This is a genomic window from Geobacillus sp. 47C-IIb (assembly GCF_014679705.1).
GTDB lineage: Bacteria > Bacillota > Bacilli > Bacillales > Anoxybacillaceae > Geobacillus > Geobacillus thermodenitrificans.
This window is the reverse complement of record NZ_CP061473.1, coordinates 1168910-1191634: the sequence shown is the minus strand read 5'-3', so window position 1 is coordinate 1191634 and position 22725 is coordinate 1168910. Positions and strand designations below refer to the sequence as shown.

Sequence of the window (22725 nt, the reverse complement as noted above, 5' to 3'; positions counted from 1 at the left end):
GAGGGTATGGGACAGCTTGTGAAAATGCGGGATTGTATCTCCCGCTATGAAACGGATGTGTATTATTATGTGCCGGAATTTATCCGGCTGAAACAACGGCAGTGGGAACAGGCGAAAGCACGGTGGGAAGCGGCACACGATGCTGGCATGAGCGTTCAAACGGGCACGGAAGAGACGTGGGATTTTTTGCTTAACGAACCATCATGGTGGGAACGGCTCGTAAAGCGGTGGCGGCGCGACACGGCATTGGAAGAGGAAGAAGAGGCGCCAGCCGCTATTGCGATGGTCAACCGTGCGGCCACCGTTGAGGAGCTGAAGCGTCAATTTCTTGACGAATTGTTTCAGCTTCAGCTGAAATGGGCCAGTTCGACGATGATGTACGTTTCTCCGCTTGACGACGAGCTGTATCGCGATGAAACGTTGAAGTATTTTTTGCAGCGGTTTCCGGATACGTATTTATGTTTTTACCAGCCGGTCGTTATGGCCGGTAAGGCGCAGGTCGAGCTCGAGACGGTCATCCTGACGCCGACGGCGGCTTGGTGCATCGCCTTTGTCGAGGGAAGTCCGGACAATATTGTGATCGTATCCGCAGACCGGTTTTGGACGGAGCGGGCCGGAATGAAAGAGGTTAAGCGGGTGAACCCGGTCGTGTCGCTGCGCCGGACAGGGCAAGTCGTTTCTGATATTTTCCAAAAACATCAAATCGATTGGCCGATTCATCTTGTGCTGTTAAACCGCTATGGCTACATTGACCATAGCAATCTTTTTCCTTTTGTTCACTATATTGATAAACGAAATTATGAACAATGGTTTTCCCGCTTGCGCCGCTCAGCCCTTCCGCTTCGGCATCAGCAGTTGAAGGCGGCTGAGGCGTTGCTTGGCCACTGCGCCAGTTTTTACAGCCCCCGCCTTGATGGGAATATTTACAACGAAGAATGGCAACAATAAAAGCATCTGTGCATCGATGGGGCGAACCGGCCGATTTTTTGGCACCGCCCTTTTTCTTTTGCGTATGATAGTAGTAACGGGAGGCCACAAAGGGGGTGAGCCAATATGCTTCATATTAACCGAACGTTTGTCGCCTATTTGGACGAGATGGATCAATTGACCGTGCTTGTACCGAAGTCGTGTTGCCCTGACGAGATGGCGCCATTTACGATGGTGGCACCGAGCGGAGAGGAAATTCCGCTTTCCGTGCAGCAGCTCGAGGACTTAGGCGATATGGTGAAATATGTATGTCGATTTGCGTCTGCGTTCGAGTTTGGGGCGACCTATTGGGTTCGTGCCCGTTCGGGGGAGAGAACCGATGTGCAAATCGGTGCTGTCGTGCGGACGCCGGCGTTCGATGATCAATTTTTTTACGAAGGAAAGCTAGGAGTGGACTACACGAAGGAGCAAACGGTGTTCCGCGTCTGGGCACCGACGGCAACCGCCGTCAACGTCAAGTTGATCCACCCAGATAGCGGTGATGCCCGCTATGTGCCACTTGAGCGAGGGGAGCGCGGTGTATGGTCGGCGGTCGTACCCGGCGACTGGGAACGAACGTATTATACGTATGTTGCCTGCATTAACCGCGTATGGCGCGAGGCAGTGGATCCATATGCGACCGCTGTTTCCATCAATGGTGAGTATGGCGTGATCATCGACTGGGAAAAGACGAAGCTCGCACCATCCGCTCGTCCGTTGCCGCCGCTCACATCACCGACTGACGCCATTATTTACGAATTAAGCATCCGTGATTTTACGAGCCACCCCGACAGCGGTGCCGCCCATAAAGGGAAGTATCTTGGGTTGTCGGAAGCGAATACAAGTGGGCCGAACGGAACATCGACCGGGCTTTCCTATTTAAAAGAGCTGGGTGTCACCCATGTGCAGATTATGCCGTTTACCGATTTTGCTGGAGTTGATGAACGCGATCCGTCAGCCTCGTATAACTGGGGATACAATCCACTTCATCTATATGCACCGGAAGGAAGTTATGCAACCGATCCGACCGATCCTTACGCGCGCATTGTTGAATTAAAACAAATGATTCGAACGCTGCACGAAAATGGTTTGCGTGTTGTCATGGATGCGGTATATAACCATGTCTACGATCGGGAGCAGTCATCACTGGAGAAGCTTGTTCCCGGGTATTATTTCCGCTATGATGCGTATGGCCAGCCAGCCAACGGCACCGGCGTCGGCAACGACATCGCTTCTGAGCGGCGGATGGCCCGTCGGTGGATCGTCGATTCGGTCATCTTTTGGGCGAAAGAGTACGGCATTAATGGATTTCGTTTCGATTTGATGGGTGTGCATGATATAGAGACGATGAAAGTCGTGCGTGACGCTCTCGATGCAATCGATCCATCGATTCTCGTGTATGGGGAAGGTTGGGACTTGCCGACACCGCTTGCGCCAGAGCAAAAAGCGACGATGGCCAACGCTTGGAAGTTGCCGCGCATTGCCTATTTCAATGATCGGTTCCGCGATACGATCAAAGGAAGCACGTTCCATTTGCCAAGCCGCGGCTTTGCACTCGGCGATGCAAGCGGGCGCGAACAGGCGAAAACGGTCATCGCCGGCAGCTTGCGGGCGTTAGGCGGGCTGTTTTGTCATCCACTCCAATCGTTGAACTATGTAGAATGTCATGATAATCATACTTTTTGGGATAAGATGGAAGTTGCGAACGGCTACGAATCAGAAGCGATTAGGCGCAAACGGCAAAAGCTCGCCACGGCGATCGTTCTATTGGCGCAAGGGATTCCATTTTTGCATAGCGGTCAGGAGTTTTATCGGACAAAAGGGGGAGATGGCAACAGCTATCAGGCACCTGATGAGGTGAATTGGATCGATTGGGAGCAGAAAAGCCGCTATGAAAACGACGTTCGCTATGTTCAAGGGCTGATCGCTCTTCGTCGGGCGCACGGTGCGTTTCGCCTCGCGACAGAGGCGGAGGTGTTGCGCCATTTCGAGTTTCTTGAACCAACCCCGCCGTCAGTGATCGCTTATTGGCTGCGCGATGTCGCCGTCTACGGGCCGTGGGGGGACATCATTGTCATTCACCATCATGAAGAGAAATCGGAGACAATTGTTCTTCCCGATCAAGAAGAATGGGACGTCGTCTGCGACGGAGAGCAAAGCGGGACGATTCCGCTCCGACGGGTGCGCCATGTTGTTGACCTTGACGGTATCGGTACATGGGTGCTTGTCAGAACAGAAGCGATGAATGCCGATGAAAATGCGGGATGAGCGGAATCCCAATGGGAAAACTCCTTCCCTTTTGTTTTGCTGTGCAGACTTTGGCAGTTTTATGCAAGTGTCTTGGTAAGAAAAATGTTTGCATGCCGGGGCGGTATTTCAGTATAATACAAGTAAGACGGACGGAAGAAGGACGCGGCACGGCCGTCCTTTTTATTTGTGCACAAGAAGAAGCAAACGGACACGTTTTCTATTTTTTAAGTCGCAGGTGAACATGCTTTGGAACAGTTACTAGGTAAGGAGTGGGAGATCACTCCGGCCGGCGGTGCAACAGGGGATGCGTATTTTGCCGAATATGAAGGGAAGAAACTGTTTTTGAAACGGAACTCTTCCCCGTTTCTTGCCGTATTGTCGGCGGAAGGGATCGTCCCGAAGCTCGTCTGGACGAAACGGATGGAAAATGGCGATGTGTTTACGGCCCAGCAGTGGCTGAACGGCCGGGAGCTGAAGCCGCATGAGATGGGAAGCGAACAGGTGGCGGCGTTGTTGCGGAAAATTCATGGCTCCAAAGAGCTGGTGACGATGCTTAAGCGGCTCGGCAAAACGCCGCTGCATCCCGAGAAGATGCTCGCTGCGCTCACCGAGCGGCAACGACGTCATCCGATCGGCGCTGCGGCCGTTCGTGAAGCGCTTAGCTGGCTTAGGCAACATGTATCGTTCTTGCCTGATGATCAGCACGTCGTTTGCCACTGTGACATTAACCATAACAATTGGCTGCTTGCTGATGACGGCACATTGTACTTGATCGATTGGGATGGAGCTGTTATTGCGGATCCGGCCATTGACATCGGCATGTTGCTTCATTTATACATTCCGCGCGCTGAGTGGGAAGTGTGGCTTCATCAGTATGGATTGGCATGGACGGAGGGACTTGCCCTCCGTCTGAAATGGTATGCCATCGCCCATACATTGCATTCACTGTTTTGGCCGAAAGGGAAGGATAGTCAAAAAGAAAGGGAACAATCGTTGCAATTATTGCAGTACATTATAGCGGAACAGTAAGCCGTTGAACGTTGCCGAAACGGTCTTCGAAAAAGAAAACAGAACGCTGGCAACGTTTCACGGCCTCTCATGTTTGACCAGTCTTAGCCGCGCTGTTTATGACAGCTCGTTCACCCAATCGGCGAGCTGGCTTTGATGCGCGGAAATATGGGCGTTTAAATCGGGGCTATATTTTCCGCCTTGGCCATAGGCGTAAATGTTCGGGAGAATTTGCTTGACATTCGCGCTCACCTCATTGTTGGCGAGCAGCGATTTGACAAGCCGTTCGATTTGTTCACATTCGGAAACCGTTCCGCAACAATCAAGTTGGTGTTCAGACAAAATATCGCGGAGCACGGTCAATTGATGGTTATGGTCGAGCGGCATGCCGTTCACCATCCTTTAGCGAAGCTGTACGGTTTTAATATGCCCGGGCCTAACGGTGTTTATGCCTAGGCGTTTGCTTCTTCAAGCGCGGTTATACTAACAAGGTAGCATCAAAACAACAAACGGAAACGAGACAGAGGTGTCAATATGCGTTTGCGCAACAAACCATGGGCGAAAGACAAAATCGCCGCTTACCCTCAGTATGTCATCCCTGACCCGGAAGCGAGGCGCGGGCGTTGGCATGAGCTGTTTGGCAATGACCGGCCGATCCATATTGAAATCGGCACTGGAAAAGGAAAATTTATTACCGAAATGGCGAAGCTGCATCCCGACGTCAATTTTATCGGCATTGAGTTGTATCCGAGCGTGCTCGTGTCGGCGCTGGATAAGCTGATCGAGAGCGAGCTGCCAAACGTGCGGTTGCTCAATGCCAACGCGAAAGATCTCACCTCATTTTTTGCTGACGGAGAAATCGCGCGTATTTACTTGAACTTTTCCGACCCGTGGCCGAAAAAGCGGCATGAGAAACGGCGGCTGACCTATCGGGATTTTTTGGCGCTTTATGATCGCATTTTGTCCGCGGACGGGGACATTCATTTAAAAACGGACAATCAGTCGTTTTTTGAGTATTCGCTTGTCAGCCTGTCACAATATGGGTTTGTGCTCGCGGCGGTCCAATTGGATTTGCATCGGAGCGATATTGTCGGTAACGTCATGACCGAGTACGAAGAAAAATTTTCAGCAAAAGGCAACCGCATTTACCGCTGCGAGGCGCTTCGTCCGCCACAGCAGTCATAACGGCCCGACCGGTTTGGTCGGGTTTTTTTAGTGCTCTGAACCGGTCTCACCACGTTTCCTCGTGAGCATAAGTGGAGGATGCATCCGTGCCCTCACCAACTTTCGGACGCACGGGGATGGCTTGGCTGACAGCCGGCTGTGAGGCGGGTATTCCTAAGAACCTCCCACTTCTAAGCGTAAACGTCGATGGGAGAGCGTTCCATCCTTTCCGGCCGATGAAGAAAATGGTACACTAATGAATAAGGGGGGAGAGGAACATGGAACAATTACAAGTTGGACAAGTGACATTGACATGGTTGAACGGAGGCGTTACTCATCTTGACGGCGGGGCGATGTTCGGTGTCGTTCCGAAACCGCTTTGGTCGAAAAAATATCCGCCGAATGACCAAAACCAAATTGAGCTGCGCACGGATCCCATTTTGGTGGAGGCTGGCGGCAAACGTCTGCTCATTGAATCCGGCATCGGCAACGGCAAACTGACCGATAAACAAAAGCGCAATTTCGGCGTCACCGAGGAATCGTCGCTTGACGAGTCGCTCGCTGCGCTGGGGCTGACGCGCGGCGATATTGACATCGTCATCATGACCCATCTTCATTTTGACCATGCGTGCGGGTTGACGGTTTGGGAAGACGGGCGGCTTGTGCCGGCGTTTCCGCGCGCAGCGATCATCACTTCGGACGTGGAGTGGGAGGAAATGCGCGCTCCAAACATCCGCTCGCGCAATACGTATTGGAAAGAAAACTGGGAGCCGATTGCTGAACAGGTCATTCCGTTTACGAAAGAAACGGAAGTCGTCTCCGGTATCCGCCTCATACATACCGGCGGTCATAGCGCCGGCCATGCGATTGTGTTGATCGAATCGGATGGGGAGATGGCCATCCACCTCGGCGATTTGCTCGGCACACATGCGCATCAAAACGTCCTTTGGGTGATGGCGTATGATGATTACCCGATGGACTCGATTTTCGCCAAACAGCGGTGGCTTCCGTACGGCATCGAGCGGAACGCTTGGTTTACGTTTTATCATGATGCCTATTACCGCGCTGTCAAATGGCGGGAAGACGGAACGATCGCAGAGCAAGTGAAGCGAAACCGGCCGACGCTATAGCGGTTTCGTGTCGACGATGGTGCCGGTGTACGCGTTCACCCAAAACTCGTCATCCCTGTCATCACGGCAAATGCCGCCGCGGTAGACGGTGTATGTCAACCCGTTTTTCTCATAGCGCTCCGGAGCGGATTGAATCCATGAACCACGGATCGGGCGCGTCCCGCTGAGCGATTGCTTCGCCATCGCCAGCGCTTTTTCCGGGGGGAGAAGTGCGGGCCGTGACGCGGCGCGGATGGCGCAGACAGCAGCGGCACCGACGGCAACGCCAACAAGCCATTTTTTCCAAGCCATGCGTTTGTTCCTCCTTTTGCCTTGATACGGATTAGTATAGCCGATTTTGACGGAAGATGTAAGCAGAGCGGAAAAACAGAAGGCAATGAATGAAAAGAAAGGGAGAACCGTGATGAACGTAGAAACGCTGCAACTGTTTCAAACGTTGACCGAACTGCCAGGGGCGCCAGGCCATGAGCACGCGGTGCGGCAGTTTATGCGCAAAGAGCTCGCCAAATACGCCGATGAGATCGTGCAAGACCGTCTCGGCAGCATTTTCGGCGTCAAGCGTGGCGATGAGACAGGTCCAACGGTGATGGTCGCTGGCCATATGGACGAGGTCGGATTTATGGTAACGGCGATTACCGATAACGGCATGATTCGCTTTCAAACGCTCGGTAGCTGGTGGAATCAAGTGCTGCTCGCCCAGCGCGTGCAAATTATCACGGACGACGGGCCGGTCATTGGCGTCATCGGCTCGACTCCGCCGCATTTGCTCAATGAGGAGCAGCGCAACAAACCGATGGAACTCAAACATATGCTCATTGACATCGGCGCGGAAAGCCGTGAGGACGCTGAACGGATCGGTATTCGTCCAGGCCAGCCGATCGTGCCGGTCAGCCCGTTCACTCCGCTTGCAAACGGGAAAACGGTGATGGCCAAAGCGTGGGACAACCGGTTTGGCTGCGGGCTTGCCATTGAGCTGTTAAAAGAGCTGAAAGACGAAACCGTGCCAAACGTGTTGTATGCCGGAGCGACGGTCCAAGAGGAAGTCGGGCTGCGCGGGGCGCAGACGGCGGCAACGATGATTAATCCGGATATCTTTTTCGCCCTTGAAGCAAGTCCGGCGAACGATATGTCTGGCGATAAACAGGCGTTTGGCCATATCGGCAAAGGGGCGCTCCTCCGTTTGTACGACCGGACGATGGTGACGCACCGCGGCATGCGCGAGTTCGTGCTCGATACGGCGGAATCGCTTGGTGTGCCATATCAATTTTTCATTTCTCCAGCCGGAGGAACGGACGCCGGCAGAGTCCATATCGCGAACCGCGGTGTGCCGTCGGCAGTGATTGGCCTTTGCGCTCGCTATATTCATACGCATGCGTCGATCATTCATGTCGACGATTATGCGGCGGCCAAACAATTGATCGTCGAGCTTGTGAAACGATGCGACCGGGCGACGGTCGAAGCGATTCGCGCCAACAGCTGATCAAAAGCGAATGGCGGCAAAGAAGCAACACGATGGCGAAAGCTGAACAAGATAAGGGGAGAAGCGGTAGCTTCTCCTTTTCCATGCCAAGGAGGATGAGCAATGAAGACAATCGCAGTCGGAACAAAAAACGAAGCGAAAGTGGCCGCCGTTCGTGCGGTGTTCGGAGGATCGCAATGGCGCATTGTTCCGATTGATGTGCCATCAGGCGTCTCCGCTCAGCCGCTTTCGGACGAGGAAACGCGGCGTGGGGCGATTCAGCGCGCCAAGCGGGCGCTTGAAGCCGCCGAGGCGGAGATCGGCATCGGGCTTGAGGGCGGCGTCATGAACATGGACGGGCAATGGTGGCTTTGTAACTGGGGAGCGCTCGTTGACCGAAACGGCATTACTGTCGCTGTCGGTGGTGCGCGTCTCGCCTTGCCGCCAGACATCGGCGCCGGGCTTGAGGCGGGTCGCGAGCTCGGTGAACTAATGGAGGAATATACAGGGCGGCGGAACATCCGCACCAAAGAGGGGGCGGTCGGTGTGTTTACGAACGGGCGCATCGACCGTGCAGCGATGTTTTCCCACATCGTTCAGCTGTTGGTCGGCCAATACGAATTGTTTTGTCAAAATGGCCCGTTCACGGTATGATAAAGGAGGACAGCTGGCGACGCCATAAAAACAAGGAGGCAGATTGATGAACAGCCGGCAAATGTATGAGACGATCAAGGAACGTCTCAACGCCCATCCGCATTGGACGTTTCACTTTGATGCCAAACATGATACGATGCGAATCGAAGATCACCGCACGAAAAAAGGGGTTACGATCTCGCTTCCCGGCGTGATCGCCAAGTGGCACGAACAAAAAGACGAAGCGGTGCGCGAAATTATTTATTACGTAGAAGAGACACTGAAAACAATGGAAGAAACAGCAACGCTTTCCGGAAACGAACGGAACATTTATCCCGTGATCCGGTCGACGTCGTTTCCGACTGAAACGAAAGAAGGCGTTCCGCTTTTGCACGATGATCATACGGCCGAAACGCGCATTTACTACGCGCTTGATTTAGGTAAAACCTATCGCTTGATTGATGAACAAATGATGGAAAAGGAAAAATGGAACCGCGAGCGGGTGAAGGAAATCGCCCGCTTTAACGTCCGTTCGCTGCCGACGCCGGTGAAAGAAGACCGCGTTGCCGACAACGTGTTTTATTTTGTCAACACGAACGACGGCTATGATGCGAGCCGAATTTTAAACGATGCGTTTTTGGCCGAAATGCATACACGCATGGAAGGAACGATGGCGATAGCCGTTCCTCATCAAGACGTGCTCATTCTTGCTGATTTGCGCAATGACATTGGCTATGATGTGTTGGCGCAAATGACGATGAGCTTTTTTGCCAATGGCCGCGTGCCGATTACGGCATTGTCCTTTTTATATGAAAACGGCAAACTTGAACCGATCTTCATTTTAGGAAAAAAACGGAGAACGTAGCGCACAAGGAGGAGTTAAGCGATGAACGTGTTTTACAATCGGGAAGGGCTCGGTGATGTATTGCTAGTATCGCTAAAGCCGGTGGCGGCTGAGGAGCGAGTGTTTACAAAGCAAGGGGATGTTGTCCGCATCATTTCTGAACGGACAGGCGAGACGGTCGGCTATAATATTTTTTCCGCTTCTTCGTATTATCCGTTTTCTGGCAGCGGTCCGCTTGAAGTGAATGAAGAACTGGTCAATGTCGTGAATGACATTTTGGCGAAAAACGGCTATGAAGAGCGGATTGAAGCCGATTTGTCGCCAAAATTCGTTGTTGGATATGTAAAGGAAAAGGAAAAACACCCGAACGCCGATAAACTGAGTATCTGTCAAGTCGATGTCGGCAACGAAGTGTTGCAAATCGTCTGCGGGGCGCCGAACGTTGCTGCAGGGCAAAAAGTCGTTGTCGCGAAAATCGGCGCGGTCATGCCAAGCGGGCTCGTCATTCAAGAAAGTGAGCTGCGCGGCGTCACCTCGCGCGGCATGATTTGCTCGGCACGCGAACTCGGATTGCCAAACGCCCCGCAAGAAAAAGGGATTCTTGTGCTCTCCGATGAATATGAAGTGGGACAACCGTTCACGTTTTAACGAGTCAATATGGGAGAGCTGGGCGATATTCAGCTTGAACGTCACTGGAACTGACTCCAGTGACGTTTTTTCCGACACTGAATGAATAGAAAGAGTGGAACGATCAATGAAATTTTGGAAACGATGGCTTCGTTTTTTTACAGATGAGGAGGAACACGAACGACCAACCAACAGAGAACGACTAGACCACAGGCCGGAACGCGCCGAGGCGAAAGTCGTGTACCAGTACCCGCAAGGCCGTTTCCGGTTTCCGCTCATTCCAGATGACCATTCCTTAGAGACTAAGAAGACGACAAGGCAAATAGTCGACGAGGAAAGCAGGCTGAAGCCCCCACGTCGCCCATCTGTCGATACAGTGAGAGAAACGTCAGAAAAAAAGCCGTTCCGTCCGTCCGACGTGCCGTCTCCTATTTTTGGGTACCATAACAATAGGGAACAGCGGCAACGACTGACAGAACAAGGAATCATTGCCGCTAGGCGAACGGCAGAAAAAGCGAAGCAACGTCCTGAGGGCTTGTCCGCCGATGGACAAGCGAGCAGCTTGCCAAGTGAACAAGCTCTGTCGTCTCGCTCATCTGATTTCATTAATACCGCGGCGCCGCAGGGGACGTTGGAACAAACGACTCACAGCGCGAAGGGGGGAGCAGCGGCCGACCGGCAGACAGAAAAAGAGACTCAAGTCGATGCCGCAACCGTACAGATCGCAACGCCGGGCGCAGAAAAACGGATGAATGAAATCAGCGAGGGAGAAAATGAGCTTCGCAAAGCGCCGTTCACCGAGACAGCGGCAGAAGCAGAGGAGCTGCCTGTTGAGCCTGTCGAGGAATCACCTGTCCTTGACGAATCGGCATTGACGGAGACGGCAGCGGAAGCGAAGGATCCGTCCGTTGAGTCTGACGAGGGAGAGCTCGCCCTTGGCGAGCCGGCAATCACCGAGATGGCGGCAGAAGCAGAGGAGCAGCCTGTTGAGCTTGTCGAAGAATCGCTCGTCCTTGGTGAACCGGCATTCACCCAAACGGCAGTAGAAGCGAAGGAGCCATCGGCTGATCCTATCGCGGAAGAGTCCGTGCTCGACGAACCATCATTCACGGAGACGGCAGCGGAAGCGAAGGATCCGTCCGTTGAACTTGTCGAGGAAGCCCCTGCTCTTGGCGAATCGGCATTCACTGAAATAGCAAAAGAAGCAGAAGAGCAGATAGAAGGCATTTCGGCAGGGGATGACGATTGCGAAGGGAAAGCAGAAGCGGGGCAGGCAGTAATGAAAGGGACGACATGGACAGAAGCGCCCGTCTCGGAAGAAAAGGAAGTCCCGGAGGCGATGTCTGCGGCCGTGCCGACGAGCGGTGAACCGGCGGCTCCTGAAATGAAAGAGGAACAGGCGCATGCGTCGCTTTGTCAGGCCGCATCCGTCGTTGAACCCGAGAGCGGCTCCCGTGAAGGCGGAGATGAACATGAAAACGGACGGTCAGCGACGCGAGTGCATGAAAACAGATTAACTCAACCGGATGACCGCGACGATGGACAAAAGGAAATGCAAGAGCTGCCGACGGAGAGCGGCAACAGGAATGCACGGGGGACTTCTAAAGAGGCTGAGAGAAGACCGCTTTCCTCTTCGGCACCGGCTAGTGAAAACAGACGGGCGGCTGATCGCCATCGTCCGGAACGAATGCGCATTCCGTACAACGTCATGATGCTAAAGCAAGATCGGCGCAAGCTGGAAGAAAGAGCGGCCCGTCGCTCGAGCGGCTATTCGCTGCCGCCGTTGTCGCTCCTTCAGCCGCCGGGGGAGGCAGCGGCCTGCGATGAACAATGGATTCACGAACAATGCGCCCGTTTGGATCAGACGTTTGAAAGTTTCCATATTGGCGCTAAAGTCGTTCACGCCACACAAGGCCCGACAGTCACGCAGTTTGAAGTGCAGCCCGATTTAGGGGTGAAAGTGAGCAAGATTACAAGTTTGACGGATGATATCAAACTAAGCTTGGCGGCGAGAGATATTCGGATTGAAGCGCCGATTCCGGGAAAACGAACGATCGGTATCGAAGTGCCCAACCCGTCGAGCCGCCCGGTGCAGCTGCGGGAGATTTTAGACAGCAGCGCGTTTCGCGAGCACTGTTCTCCGCTCACGGTCGCACTCGGTCTTGATATTAGCGGAGCGCCGGTTGTGACGGACATCAAAAAAATGCCGCATGGACTCATCGCTGGAGCGACCGGGTCAGGGAAAAGCGTGTGCATGAACGCAATGCTCGTCAGCATGTTGTATAAAGCCGCTCCGCATGAGGTAAAATGGCTGCTTATCGACCCGAAAATGGTCGAATTGGCACCGTACAACGGCTTGCCGCATTTGCTCAGCCCGGTCATTACGGAGGCGAAGGCGGCCGCCGGGGCGCTCAAATGGGCGGTTCGCGAAATGGAGCGGCGGTATGAGCTATTTGTTCATGCGGGCGTGCGTGACATTGAAAAGTATAATGCTTATCTCCGTGCCCAAGGCAGCGGTGAACCGATCCTTCCATACATCGTGATTGTCATTGATGAGTTGGCCGATTTAATGATGGCCGCCCCAGCCGATGTCGAAGAATCGATTTGCCGGTTGGCACAAAAAGCACGGGCATGTGGCATTCACTTATTGATCGCTACCCAGCGGCCGTCGGTTGATGTCATCACCGGTTTGATCAAGGCGAACATTCCAACGCGCATTGCTTTTTCCGTCTCTTCTCAAATTGATTCGCGTACGATTTTGGATGCGAATGGAGCCGAGCGGCTGCTTGGTCGCGGCGATATGCTCTTTTTGGAAAACGGCTCGGCGAAGTCGGTGCGGCTGCAAGGCTGTTTTATTTCTGATGAGGAAATTGAACGGGTGACGGCGTATGTGAAGGCGCAACAAGGCCCTTCCTACATGTTCAGCCCGGACGAGTTTCGGCAGACGGCGGCGTTTAGTGAGGAAGATGATGAATTATTTGACGAAGCGTGTCGGTTTGTCATTGCGCAAGGTGGGGCATCCACATCGAGTTTACAGCGCCATTTCCGCATCGGCTACAACCGCGCCGCCCGGCTTATCGAGATGATGGAGGAGCAAGGACTGATTTCCGAAGCGCGCGGCAGCAAACCGCGTGACGTACTAATGAGTGAAGAAGAATGGACGCGTTGGCGGGAGAGAGGCGCGTTGCAGACGGATGGTTTTTCCTCTTCCGAACAGTAGTGTTTTGCCGACCGGCGTGCTATAATGGGGAAATGAGACAGTTGGTACAGTAGGATGAAATAAATGGCAAAAATAGATAAATATCATATACTGTCTTACAGAGAGACGATGGTTGGAGGGCTTAGCGATGACAGTTTACCATTTTGTTGGCATTAAAGGCACGGGGATGAGCGCGCTCGCGCAAGTGCTTTATGATCTCGGCTATACAGTGCAAGGATCGGACGTAGAAAAATGGTTTTTTACACAAAAGGCACTTGAAGAGCGGGGAATCCCGGTTTTGCCTTTTTCAAAAGATAATGTTCACCCGGGTTATACGGTCATTGCCGGCAATGCATTTCCGGACACGCACGAGGAAATCGAAGCCGCTCGTCAGCTCAGTGTTCCTGTCATTCGGTACCATCGCTTTTTAGGTGAGTTGGCAAGCAAGTTTACGAGTATAGCGGTGACCGGCTCGCACGGAAAGACGACGACGACGGGGCTGCTCGCTCATGTGATGCAAGGGGCGCATCCAACGTCGTATTTAATCGGAGATGGAACGGGAAAAGGGGAGCCGGGGAGCAAATACTTTGTATTTGAAGCGTGTGAATACCGAAGACACTTTCTCTCCTATTTTCCAGATTATGCAATTATCACGAACATTGACTTCGACCACCCAGATTATTTTGCCAATATCGACGACGTCTTTTCTGCTTTCCAGCAGATGGCGCAACAAGTGAAAAAAGGGATTGTCGCTTGTGGGGACGATCCGTATTTGCAAAATATTCAAGCCAAAGTGCCGATCTTGTTTTATGGGCTTGGCGAAGAAAATGATTTTCAGGCGCGCAACATCGTGAAAACGACAGAAGGAACGGCGTTTGACGTATTTGTGCGCAACACGTTTTTCGCCTCGTTTACCATTCCGCGCTTCGGCACTCATAACGTGCTGAATGCGCTCGCGGTCATCGCCCTTTGTCATTACGAGGGAATTGACGCTGGCACGATCGCTGCGCGGCTGCAAACGTTCCAAGGAGTGAAGCGCCGCTTTAGCGAAAAAACGGTCGGGCGCCAAGTGTTAATTGACGATTATGCGCATCATCCGCGCGAAATTATGGCGACATTGGAAGCAGCTAGACAAAAATACCCGGGGCGCGAAGTCGTCGCTATTTTTCAGCCGCACACGTATACGCGGACGCAAACATTTTTGAGTGAGTTTGCCGAAAGCTTGCAGCAGGCCGACTATGTTTATTTGTGCGACATTTTCGGCTCGGCGCGCGAACATCATGGCAAGCTGTCTATTCGGGACTTACAGGAGAAAATCCCGCGCTCGCAGCTGCTTGAGGAGCAAAACGTGTCGGTGTTGAAGCAGCATCGCGATGCAGTGCTTGTGTTTATGGGTGCCGGCGACATTCAAAAGTTTCAACATGCATACGAACAGGCCGTTCTCTCCGCCTGACGGCCGACAGGAAGCAGGCCGTGATCAAGACGGCCTGTTTTTTATGGGAAGACGTTTACTCGTAAACGAAGCAAACGGAATGAGAAATGCGGTTCGTCTTCACTAGAGAAGGTCAGCAAAATTTCTCATTCTCTGCCGTGAATTCGTCGGGAAAGATGAAGGGCTGGGCAGGAAACAGAGGATGGGATGTCGAAGTTTGAAAACGGAGCAGAACGGGTATAAAGAAGGACGAAATGCTTCAACAGGCAAGGGGGAAACAAGGTGGAATGGCTTTTGTATGCGAGCGCCGCGCTCATCGCTGTCGCTTTTTTGCTTCTTGCGGTTTACATAGCGAGAACGCTCATTGTTTTGCAGGAGACGCTGCGCCGGCTGACAGCAGCAGTCAACCATGCCGATGAACAAGTGCAGACGGTTGGGAAAGAAGTGACCCAGCTTCTCCATACGGCTAATAGCATCGCCGGTGATATGCAAAACAAGGCAGAAAAGTTAAACAATACGATCGAGGCGGTGAATGAAATCGGCGGCACCGTCCGATCGCTAAACCGCGCACTTCAGCAGACGGCAGCTGCGCTGTCGGCGAGGGCGAGCCAAGGGCAAGAAAAGTGGGCGAAAGCGCTGCGCTGGGCAAATGTTTTGCTTGATATATGGGAAAAATGGAGAGAAAGAGAACAACTGCGAGAAAAGGAGGGTATACGAAATGGCCAAAAATAATGGCGGATTTTTGCTTGGAGCGCTTGTCGGCGGCATCGCCGGCGCGGCTGCTGCGATGTTTTTGACGAGTGAAAAAGGGCGGAAGTGGCTGAACGACTTGAACAACAACGAGACATGGGAGCCGGTGAAAACGACAGCTACCGAATGGTTCGAGACGGCCAAAGAGAAAACGAAGGAAATCGCCAACTTCATCCCGCTGAAAACGGCTGAAGCGCCAGCTGGCGGGGAAAACATCGAAGAAACGACGATCCCGATTCCACCATCGGCAGATGAGACAGACCGCGAAACGCTCCAAAAGCTGCTTGAAGAAGCGGAAGCAGCGCTGGATGATGCTGAGCAAAACATGTCATACCGAAGAGAAATGGAGTGAAGATGGTGGGAATGGAGAAACTGGAGGCGATCGAACAGTTTGATCGCGTTATGCAAGAAATGGATCGCTTTTTATTCGTCAAACATAGCTTAACATGTCCGATTAGTCAAGCGGCGTTCCGTGAGTGTGAGAAGTTTGCCGCCGACCATCCGGAGCTGGCCGTCTATTGCCTATACGTTCAAGAGGCGCGCCCGCTTTCCAACTATATCGCGGAGCGAACGGGCGTTAAGCATGAGTCGCCGCAAGTGCTGCTGTTTGAAAACGGCCAAGTGGTTTGGCATACATCCCATTGGAAGATTACGTACGATGCGTTAAAAGCGCACACGGTCACCGCATAACCGCCTGCCTAGCGGGCGGTTTTTGCCAACCTTCTCGCTTTATCGCTTAAAAGCGTTTAATCAAAAAAGCATTTTTTTCGTGACAACTGGGGTTTCATCCATTATAATAAAGACTAATTACAAAACTTAACCGTTCTGTCTCCGGATGAGGGGAAGCGCCTGACGTGCGGCTTGCCATCGTCCTGTAGGCGAGACTAGGAGAACGAAACATCGCACGATATTTGGCGAAAGGATGGGGGAAGCATGAGCAACGAGAGATTAGATGAGCTGCGGGCGAGAGTCGACGAAATCAACTTGCAACTGTTGAAACTGATCAATGAACGGGGACGGCTCGTCCAAGAGATCGGGAAAATTAAAGAAGCGCAAGGAACGCATCGCTACGACCCGGTGCGCGAGCGGAAAATGCTTGATTTGATTTCCGAGCATAACGATGGACCGTTTGAAACGTCGACGCTGCAGCATATTTTCAAGGAAATTTTTAAAGCGGCGCTTGAGCTGCAAGAAGATGATCACCGGAAAGCGCTGCTCGTCTCACGGAAAAAACATCCGGAAAACACGATCGTCGAAGTGAAAGGCGAACGGATCGGCGACGGCAATCAATATTTCGTCATGGGACCTTGTGCGGTAGAAAGCTACGAACAGGTGGCTGCGGTCGCCGAAGCGGTGAAAAAACAAGGCGTGAAGTTGCTGCGTGGCGGCGCGTACAAACCGCGTACTTCGCCATATGACTTCCAAGGGCTTGGCGTCGAAGGACTGAAAATTTTGAAACGGATCGCCGATGAATTTGATTTGGCGGTCATTAGCGAAATCGTCACTCCGGCGGATATTGAGACCGCCTTGGATTATATTGATGTGATTCAAATTGGTGCGCGCAACATGCAAAACTTTGAGCTGCTGAAAGCGGCTGGTCAAGTGAATAAGCCAGTTTTGCTGAAGCGCGGTTTAGCAGCGACGATTGAAGAATTCATTAACGCTGCTGAATACATTATGTCGCAAGGCAATGGGCAAATCATTTTGTGTGAGCGCGGCATCCGCACGTATGAACGGGCGACGCGCAATACGCTCGACATTTCAGCGGTGCCGATCTTAAAGAAAGAAACGCACTTGCCGGTGTTTGTCGATGTCACCCATTCGACCGGGCGTCGTGATCTTCTCATTCCGTGCGCCAAAGCGGCGTTGGCGATCGGCGCTGACGGCGTCATGGCCGAAGTGCATCCGGATCCGGCCGTCGCTTTGTCCGACTCCGCTCAACAAATGGATATTGCCCAATTCAACGAATTCATGGAAGAAGTTCGCGCTTTCCAACGCCAGTTTGTTCAAGCGTAAATCAGCCTCCCCTTTGGTTTCGGCCGAAGGGGATTTTTATCGTCTGCTGTGTGGCGGTGAAGGGGGCAGCGTTAGGGGAGGGGCTATTGCCTAGCGTCTGATGCGCATCGTGGAGAAGAGGTGTGAATATCGCAGCGGTTTGGGGCATAAAAGCGACAACTCAAGATGCGTGCATGCTCAACAGAAACGTCGATTAGAAGCGGGGCAGTCGAAAAGCAGCCCCCGTTTTGTGTGTGAACACATGGGCGGCTGAGACGTGCTCGCTTTTCTTTCATTTTTGCGATGAAATTTGCTTTTTATCGAGATTGTTCAAACGCTTTTTGGGTAAACTATCCATGAACGGTTTGTGAACAAAACAGCAAAATCATTGCCATTTCGTTGCGAGTTGGAGATAATGTATCGTATGATAGTTGTACATATATATATCGGAACTCTGGTAGGTTACCGGATTGAGTAAAAAGGAGTGAACGGAATGACCGTAACGATTTATGATGTGGCGCGAGAGGCGAACGTCTCGATGGCGACGGTCTCGCGCGTTGTGAACGGCAACCCGAACGTCAAGCCGTCAACAAGAAAAAAAGTATTGGAAGCGATTGAGCGGCTCGGCTATCGTCCGAATGCAGTCGCGCGCGGCCTCGCTAGCAAAAAAACAACGACGGTCGGGGTGATCATCCCGGATATTTCGAGCATCTTCTTTGCTGAGTTGGCACGCGGCATTGAAGATATTGCGACAATGTATAAATACAACATTATTTTAAGCAACTCCGACCAAAACAAAGACAAAGAGCTGCATTTGCTTAATACGATGCTTGCAAAGCAAGTAGACGGCATTTTGTTTATGGGTGGGACGATCACCGAGGAGCACGTCGCCGAGTTTCAAAAATCGTCTGTGCCGATCGTGCTTGCCGCAACGATAGAGCCAAACGAGACGATTCCATCAGTCAACATTGACTACGAGCAGGCGGCGTTTGAAGCCGTGACGTATTTGCTCGAAAGAGGAAATCGTCGCGTGGCGTATGTCACCGGTCCGACCGACGATCCGATCAACCAGCGGAAACTGGCCGGCTATCGTCGTGCGCTTGAGGAGCACGGAGTGCCGTACGACGAAGAACTCGTTGTTGAAGGCGACAACTCATATGATTCCGGTTTAGAAGCATATGAAAAAATTGCTGAGCTCGCCGAGCGGCCGACGGCGGTATTTGCCGGCACGGACGAAATGGCGCTCGGCATCATCCATAGCGCCCAAGATCAAGGGGTGCGTGTGCCGGATGAGCTCGAAGTCGTCGGCTTTGACAACACAAGGCTGGCGACGATGGTGCGGCCGCGGCTGACGACCGTCGTGCAGCCGATGTATGACATCGGCGCGGTGGCGATGCGGTTGCTGACGAAATATATGAACAAGGAACACGTCGACAACCATATCGTCGTCTTGCCGCATCGGTTGGAAGTGCGCGAGTCGACGAAATAAACAACAAGAAAAAGCGCCCGGATGGGCGCTTTTTTAATTGTCTTGTGAGCAGAAAAAACGGGTGAAAAACTGCCACATCATGAAGCTGCTCCACGAGCACAGTAGGCAAAGATGAGGCTGGCGGGAAGACGAGATGAACGATTGTGAAGTTTCTCGGTTTGAAAACACATGGCATTGGGCTATGTGTCCACTTCTTGAAGCAAAATAAGAGGAGGTGCTTTCTCTGCACCGCCTCTTGTTTGGCCAATGGAAACCGCGAATCCCCGCACGTCTGTAGCAGGAAGTAAGGATCAAGTGCCCGCGCGCCGCTGGCTGCGGATGAAATACAACGCTTTTTCCACCGTCTGGGCATTTTTTTCGCTAATTTCCGCTTTGCGTGGGATCGGTGCATACAAATTGTCCGGATCGTCCCATTCGAGCGGCAAGGAGACCGGGGAAAGTGGCTGCCATCGCTCGCGCCAAGCGGCCGGCAGAGGGCCAGAAATATCGGATTGTTCCGTCATTTCTAACCAAAGAAGCGCCCATGCCCGTGGGACAACGCGCCAAATGTCGTAGCCACCGCCGCCGACGGCGATCCAGCGCCCGCCGCAATATTCATGGGCGATTTGGTGGGCGAGCTTCGGAATGGCGCGATACGTTTTCATCGTTACCGACAAATGGGTAAGCGGATCGTAATAATGGGCATCCACCCCATTTTGCGTCACGATGACATCGGGGCGGAAAAAGTCAGCGATTTCCCGGAGTGCCATCGTGTAGGCATAAAGCCATGACTCGTCTTCTGTAAAGGCGTCGACCGGAATGTTGAACGAATAGCCGTAACCCGCTCCATGGCCACGTTCATTGACATTTCCTGTCCCCGGAAACAAGTAGCGGCCTGTCTCATGAATGGAGAACGTGCAGACGTTTGGATCGTCATAAAACGCCCATTGCACCCCATCGCCATGGTGGGCGTCGGTGTCGACATACAAGACGCGCAATCCGTATTTTTCGCGAATGTATTGAATGGCGACCGCGCTGTCATTGTAGACGCAAAAGCCCGACGCCTTGCCACGGAATCCATGATGTAAGCCGCCGCCAAGGTTGAGCGCATGGTCGGCCTGTCCAGATAAGACGTAATCCACAGCCGTCAGCGTGCTGCCAACAAGGAGGGCGCTCGCCTCATGCATGTTCGGAAATATCGGCGTGTCTTCGGTGCCGAGGCCGTAGTTTGCCGCGGCGGTTTCCGAAAGCTCGCCGCGCCCGGCTGCCTTGACCGCTTCGATGTATGCCCGATCGTGGATGAGGGTCAGCTCCTCATCCGTCGCCATGCGCGGAGGGACGACGTGACGGTCGTCCAACGCGCCGATGGTTCGCAATAAATCGTAGGTCAGCTTGACCCGCAGCTGGTTAAACGGGTGGTCATCATGAAACTTATAACGGAGAAATTGTTCGCTATAAACAAATACGCACTTGTCGCTCATGATGTAACCCCCGGCAAGTTCGGCCATAACACCGTATAACCAGCCTTTTTCAAATCATGGATTAAGTTGATCGGGTTCATCGTTTGCACGCGAAACACTAAGATTTTATAGTTAGGGTCGCTGTCTGGATAAAGAAGGACGCTGGCGATATTGACGTGGCGGTTGGAGATGATGCTTGCCGCCTTGCTCAACATGCCGGCTTCGTTCGGCACTTTGATTTCGATTTGCGACCCAGGCTGGTGGGCGCCGGTCAGCTGAATGAGCGTGTGCAATAAATCTGTTTCGGTTATAATGCCAACGAGCTTACCCCCGTTGACGATCGGCAGGCAGCCGATCCGGTGCTCGTAAAAGAGTGCGGCGACTTCTTCGACGAAATCGAGCGGGTGGCCGACGATGATGTCTGTTTTCATAATGGTGCTGACCGGTTTTTGCAAGTCTTCAAGATGTTGGTGAAGATGAAAAATCGATGGGCTGGCGTCGCGCAAATCGCGGTCTGTCACAAGGCCGATTAAATGTCCTTCCTCGTCGATGACCGGGAGATGGCGGATGCGATGATGGCGAAGCAACTGCAGCGCTTCGGCGATCGTATTCGTGGCACGGAGCGTGATCACCGATGTTTTCATGACTTGTTCAACAATCATATGTCTCCCCTCCCCTTTGTGTAGGTATTGTCAAAAGTTTATCCTCCACACTCACTGTTTTTCATTGAGTTTCAACGGTGAGAATAAAAAAAGCTTGCCACCCCCGTTGTTTTAGGCCATCATTGAGGTAACCCCACACCCAACACCCAAAACAAAGGAGTGACAAGCTTGTTACCTCAATTATTAGCCTATTTGCTCGAAATAATCAAGTCCCAACATCAAATCATTGTCTATTTAATTGGTGCCTTATTAGGAAAATCCTTAAGCCGCAAAGACATGGACGAACCGGTTCGAAAACCGTACCGAAAACTTCAAGTCGATGACCTTCCCATCATCGATGTCCCAGAAACACTCGACTACCGGCAGCTTTTAGCCGACTACGAAGCCCGGCACGGCCGTCCGTTGCCGCCGATCCAACGCCGGGACAACGCTAAACACCGTGTTCCGGATTCGTTGACGTGTCCCCGTTGCCAGGCGCCGTCATCCTACCTGTACACCAACAACGGCGGAAAAGGGCAGTACCAATGCAAAGTGTGCCAATGCCGGTTCAACCATCGAAATCGGTTCAAAAAGCAAGCGGTCTTTCGTTGCCCGCACTGCTTCCAAACGCTTGAGAAAATCAAAGAACGCAAGGACTACTACATCTACAAATGCAAGAACAACGACTGCCCGTTTTACCAAAAGAACCTTCGCCGGATGAGCCAAAAAGAACGCCAACGGTTCCAGCAGAACCCTCAAGCCTTCAAGGTGCGGTATCTGTTCCGTGAGTTTTTGTTTGACTTTCAACCATTGGCCCCATCGTCGCCGAAAAAGCCAAAGGTCGATTTGTCTCGTCTGGCGGTGTCGTCGCACACCCTCGGACTCGTGTTGACGTACTACGTTAACTATGGGATGTCCTCCAGACAGACAGCCGGAATCATGAAGGATGTGCATGGCGTGTCGATCTCCCATCAGACGGTACTCAACTACGCCAATAGCGTCGCGCTCATGATTCAGCCATTTGTCGACCAGTTCCCGTACGAGCTGTCCGGCTCGTTCTGTGGGGATGAGACGTATATTCGCGTGAAAGGACGCTGGCATTACCTGTTTTTTATGTTTGATGCCGTGAAAAAAGTGGTGTTGTCGTATCGCGTCTCGCCCCACCGGGATGCGTTGTCGGCCATCCGGGCCATCGATGACGTCCTGCGAAAGCTGTCGTCCATCCCGGACGATTTGTCGTTCGTCGTCGACGGCAATCCCATTTACCTGCTGGCGCAGCACTTTTTTGCCCAGCACGGGATTCCGTTTGACGTCCGCCAAGTGATCGGACTGACCAATGAGGATCCGGTGTCCGAAGAGTTCCGCGCGCTCAAACAAATCATCGAGCGATTCAACCGGACGTTTAAAGGCAACTATCGGCCGACTCACGGATTTGGCGCGGAAGAAGGATCGGTCTCCTTTGTCACGCTGTTTGTGGCGTATTTCAACTTCCTGCGCCCGCACGGTGCACTCGAAGGCCGGGTTCCTGTCGTCATCCCGGAGCTCGCCGATCTGCCCCATATGCCGGCCCGGTGGACGAAGCTGATCGCCATGGCTCAAGATTTCCTCCAACAAGAGGCAGCCTAACTTTTTTGTCCGCCGGAGCCCATGGATCAGAAGAACAGCCGGATTCGGCGAAGCGAACCCTTGACCAACCGAA

General features: G+C 52.7%; 21 protein-coding genes. 17 read left to right on the top strand and 4 right to left on the bottom strand.

Annotation, left to right across the window (positions count from 1 at the left end):
• Positions 1-6: 6 nt before the first annotated feature.
• The 3 genes from IC804_RS05975 (at position 7) to IC804_RS05965 (ending at position 4245) form a co-directional block, all read left to right on the top strand.
• Complete coding sequence (locus tag IC804_RS05975; protein ID WP_008880932.1) at positions 7-948, top strand: hypothetical protein; 942 nt, start codon at positions 7-9, stop codon at positions 946-948.
• A 105-nt stretch (positions 949-1053) separates the two neighbouring features.
• Positions 1054-3234: a type I pullulanase gene (pulA, locus tag IC804_RS05970; protein ID WP_081157200.1), complete on the top strand. Its 2181-nt coding sequence runs from the start codon at positions 1054-1056 to the stop codon at positions 3232-3234.
• A gap of 228 nt (positions 3235-3462) precedes the next feature.
• Positions 3463-4245 carry a phosphotransferase family protein gene (locus IC804_RS05965; RefSeq protein WP_008880930.1) on the top strand — a complete coding sequence of 261 codons (783 nt, stop codon included), beginning with the start codon at positions 3463-3465 and terminating at the stop codon, positions 4243-4245.
• A gap of 96 nt (positions 4246-4341) precedes the next feature.
• Here IC804_RS05965 and IC804_RS05960 read toward each other — a convergent pair whose 3' ends face one another.
• Positions 4342-4611, bottom strand: a complete 270-nt coding sequence (locus IC804_RS05960; RefSeq protein ID WP_008880929.1) for a YtzH-like family protein — start codon at positions 4609-4611, stop codon at positions 4342-4344.
• A 147-nt stretch (positions 4612-4758) separates the two neighbouring features.
• On the opposite strand from IC804_RS05960, the gene trmB reads away from it, so the two are divergent.
• Both trmB and IC804_RS05950 read left to right on the top strand, forming a co-directional pair.
• Complete coding sequence (gene trmB, locus IC804_RS05955; protein WP_008880928.1) at positions 4759-5409, top strand: tRNA (guanosine(46)-N7)-methyltransferase TrmB; 651 nt, start codon at positions 4759-4761, stop codon at positions 5407-5409.
• 257 nt (positions 5410-5666) lie between these two features.
• Entirely contained in the window at positions 5667-6518 is an 852-nt protein-coding gene (locus IC804_RS05950) for a YtnP family quorum-quenching lactonase (protein WP_008880927.1), read from the top strand.
• Here IC804_RS05950 and IC804_RS05945 read toward each other — a convergent pair.
• Positions 6513-6809 carry a PepSY domain-containing protein gene (locus tag IC804_RS05945; RefSeq protein WP_011887994.1) on the bottom strand — a complete coding sequence of 99 codons (297 nt, stop codon included), beginning with the start codon at positions 6807-6809 and terminating at the stop codon, positions 6513-6515. The two genes, IC804_RS05950 and IC804_RS05945, sit on opposite strands and share 6 nt — an antisense overlap.
• A 112-nt stretch (positions 6810-6921) precedes the next feature.
• Here IC804_RS05945 and IC804_RS05940 point away from each other — a divergent pair, with 112 nt between their 5' ends.
• The 11 genes from IC804_RS05940 (at position 6922) to ccpA (ending at position 18946) form a co-directional block, all read left to right on the top strand.
• Positions 6922-7998 carry a M42 family metallopeptidase gene (locus IC804_RS05940; protein WP_008880925.1) on the top strand — a complete coding sequence of 359 codons (1077 nt, stop codon included), beginning with the start codon at positions 6922-6924 and terminating at the stop codon, positions 7996-7998.
• Positions 7999-8100: 102 nt separating this feature from the next.
• Positions 8101-8631: a DUF84 family protein gene (locus tag IC804_RS05935; RefSeq protein WP_081157201.1), complete on the top strand. Its 531-nt coding sequence runs from the start codon at positions 8101-8103 to the stop codon at positions 8629-8631.
• 46 nt (positions 8632-8677) lie between these two features.
• Complete coding sequence (locus IC804_RS05930) at positions 8678-9475, top strand: DUF1444 domain-containing protein (RefSeq protein ID WP_008880923.1); 798 nt, start codon at positions 8678-8680, stop codon at positions 9473-9475.
• 21 nt (positions 9476-9496) lie between these two features.
• On the top strand, positions 9497-10102 hold the full coding sequence (gene ytpR / locus IC804_RS05925) for a YtpR family tRNA-binding protein (RefSeq protein ID WP_008880922.1): 606 nt from the start codon (positions 9497-9499) through the stop codon (positions 10100-10102).
• Between the two features lie 106 nt (positions 10103-10208).
• Positions 10209-13301, top strand: coding sequence for a DNA translocase FtsK (locus IC804_RS05920; RefSeq protein WP_081157202.1), 3093 nt, complete (start codon positions 10209-10211; stop codon positions 13299-13301).
• 127 nt (positions 13302-13428) lie between these two features.
• Positions 13429-14733, top strand: coding sequence for a UDP-N-acetylmuramate--L-alanine ligase (murC, locus tag IC804_RS05915; RefSeq protein WP_008880920.1), 1305 nt, complete (start codon positions 13429-13431; stop codon positions 14731-14733).
• A gap of 261 nt (positions 14734-14994) precedes the next feature.
• A complete protein-coding gene (locus tag IC804_RS05910; protein ID WP_008880919.1) occupies positions 14995-15444 on the top strand; it encodes a DUF948 domain-containing protein in 450 nt (149 codons plus the stop codon).
• Positions 15431-15814: a YtxH domain-containing protein gene (locus IC804_RS05905; RefSeq protein ID WP_008880918.1), complete on the top strand. Its 384-nt coding sequence runs from the start codon at positions 15431-15433 to the stop codon at positions 15812-15814. Before IC804_RS05910 ends, IC804_RS05905 begins: the two co-directional genes overlap by 14 nt.
• Positions 15815-15819: 5 nt before the next feature.
• Positions 15820-16152 carry a bacillithiol system redox-active protein YtxJ gene (gene ytxJ / locus IC804_RS05900; RefSeq protein ID WP_029760596.1) on the top strand — a complete coding sequence of 111 codons (333 nt, stop codon included), beginning with the start codon at positions 15820-15822 and terminating at the stop codon, positions 16150-16152.
• 243 nt (positions 16153-16395) lie between these two features.
• The gene (locus IC804_RS05895; protein WP_008880916.1) at positions 16396-17478 is read left to right on the top strand and encodes a bifunctional 3-deoxy-7-phosphoheptulonate synthase/chorismate mutase; all 1083 of its coding nucleotides are present in this window, start codon (positions 16396-16398) and stop codon (positions 17476-17478) included.
• Between the two features lie 472 nt (positions 17479-17950).
• Positions 17951-18946, top strand: coding sequence for a catabolite control protein A (ccpA, locus tag IC804_RS05890; RefSeq protein WP_011887988.1), 996 nt, complete (start codon positions 17951-17953; stop codon positions 18944-18946).
• A 290-nt stretch (positions 18947-19236) separates the two neighbouring features.
• Here the strand turns inward: ccpA and IC804_RS05885 are convergent, their stop codons facing one another.
• Positions 19237-20406 carry an acetoin utilization protein AcuC gene (locus tag IC804_RS05885; protein WP_008880914.1) on the bottom strand — a complete coding sequence of 390 codons (1170 nt, stop codon included), beginning with the start codon at positions 20404-20406 and terminating at the stop codon, positions 19237-19239.
• On the bottom strand, positions 20403-21047 hold the full coding sequence (locus tag IC804_RS05880; RefSeq protein ID WP_008880913.1) for an acetoin utilization AcuB family protein: 645 nt from the start codon (positions 21045-21047) through the stop codon (positions 20403-20405). Before IC804_RS05880 ends, IC804_RS05885 begins: the two co-directional genes overlap by 4 nt.
• A gap of 168 nt (positions 21048-21215) precedes the next feature.
• Here IC804_RS05880 and IC804_RS05875 point away from each other — a divergent pair, with 168 nt between their 5' ends.
• Entirely contained in the window at positions 21216-22652 is a 1437-nt protein-coding gene (locus tag IC804_RS05875) for a DDE-type integrase/transposase/recombinase (RefSeq protein ID WP_081157677.1), read from the top strand.
• Positions 22653-22725 lie beyond the last annotated feature (73 nt).

Coding starts and splice junctions, on each gene's coding strand:
- IC804_RS05905 (WP_008880918.1), top strand. CDS start 15,431: ATGGCCAAAAATAATGGCGGATTTTTGCTTGGAGCGCTTGTCGGCGGC.
- IC804_RS05885 (WP_008880914.1), bottom strand. CDS start 20,406: ATGAGCGACAAGTGCGTATTTGTTTATAGCGAACAATTTCTCCGTTAT.
- IC804_RS05950 (WP_008880927.1), top strand. CDS start 5,667: ATGGAACAATTACAAGTTGGACAAGTGACATTGACATGGTTGAACGGA.
- IC804_RS05940 (WP_008880925.1), top strand. CDS start 6,922: ATGAACGTAGAAACGCTGCAACTGTTTCAAACGTTGACCGAACTGCCA.
- IC804_RS05920 (WP_081157202.1), top strand. CDS start 10,209: ATGAAATTTTGGAAACGATGGCTTCGTTTTTTTACAGATGAGGAGGAA.
- ytpR (WP_008880922.1), top strand. CDS start 9,497: ATGAACGTGTTTTACAATCGGGAAGGGCTCGGTGATGTATTGCTAGTA.
- trmB (WP_008880928.1), top strand. CDS start 4,759: ATGCGTTTGCGCAACAAACCATGGGCGAAAGACAAAATCGCCGCTTAC.
- IC804_RS05960 (WP_008880929.1), bottom strand. CDS start 4,611: ATGCCGCTCGACCATAACCATCAATTGACCGTGCTCCGCGATATTTTG.
- ccpA (WP_011887988.1), top strand. CDS start 17,951: ATGACCGTAACGATTTATGATGTGGCGCGAGAGGCGAACGTCTCGATG.
- IC804_RS05930 (WP_008880923.1), top strand. CDS start 8,678: ATGAACAGCCGGCAAATGTATGAGACGATCAAGGAACGTCTCAACGCC.
- pulA (WP_081157200.1), top strand. CDS start 1,054: ATGCTTCATATTAACCGAACGTTTGTCGCCTATTTGGACGAGATGGAT.
- IC804_RS05975 (WP_008880932.1), top strand. CDS start 7: ATGGGACAGCTTGTGAAAATGCGGGATTGTATCTCCCGCTATGAAACG.
- IC804_RS05945 (WP_011887994.1), bottom strand. CDS start 6,809: ATGGCTTGGAAAAAATGGCTTGTTGGCGTTGCCGTCGGTGCCGCTGCT.
- IC804_RS05935 (WP_081157201.1), top strand. CDS start 8,101: ATGAAGACAATCGCAGTCGGAACAAAAAACGAAGCGAAAGTGGCCGCC.
- murC (WP_008880920.1), top strand. CDS start 13,429: ATGACAGTTTACCATTTTGTTGGCATTAAAGGCACGGGGATGAGCGCG.
- IC804_RS05880 (WP_008880913.1), bottom strand. CDS start 21,047: ATGATTGTTGAACAAGTCATGAAAACATCGGTGATCACGCTCCGTGCC.
- IC804_RS05895 (WP_008880916.1), top strand. CDS start 16,396: ATGAGCAACGAGAGATTAGATGAGCTGCGGGCGAGAGTCGACGAAATC.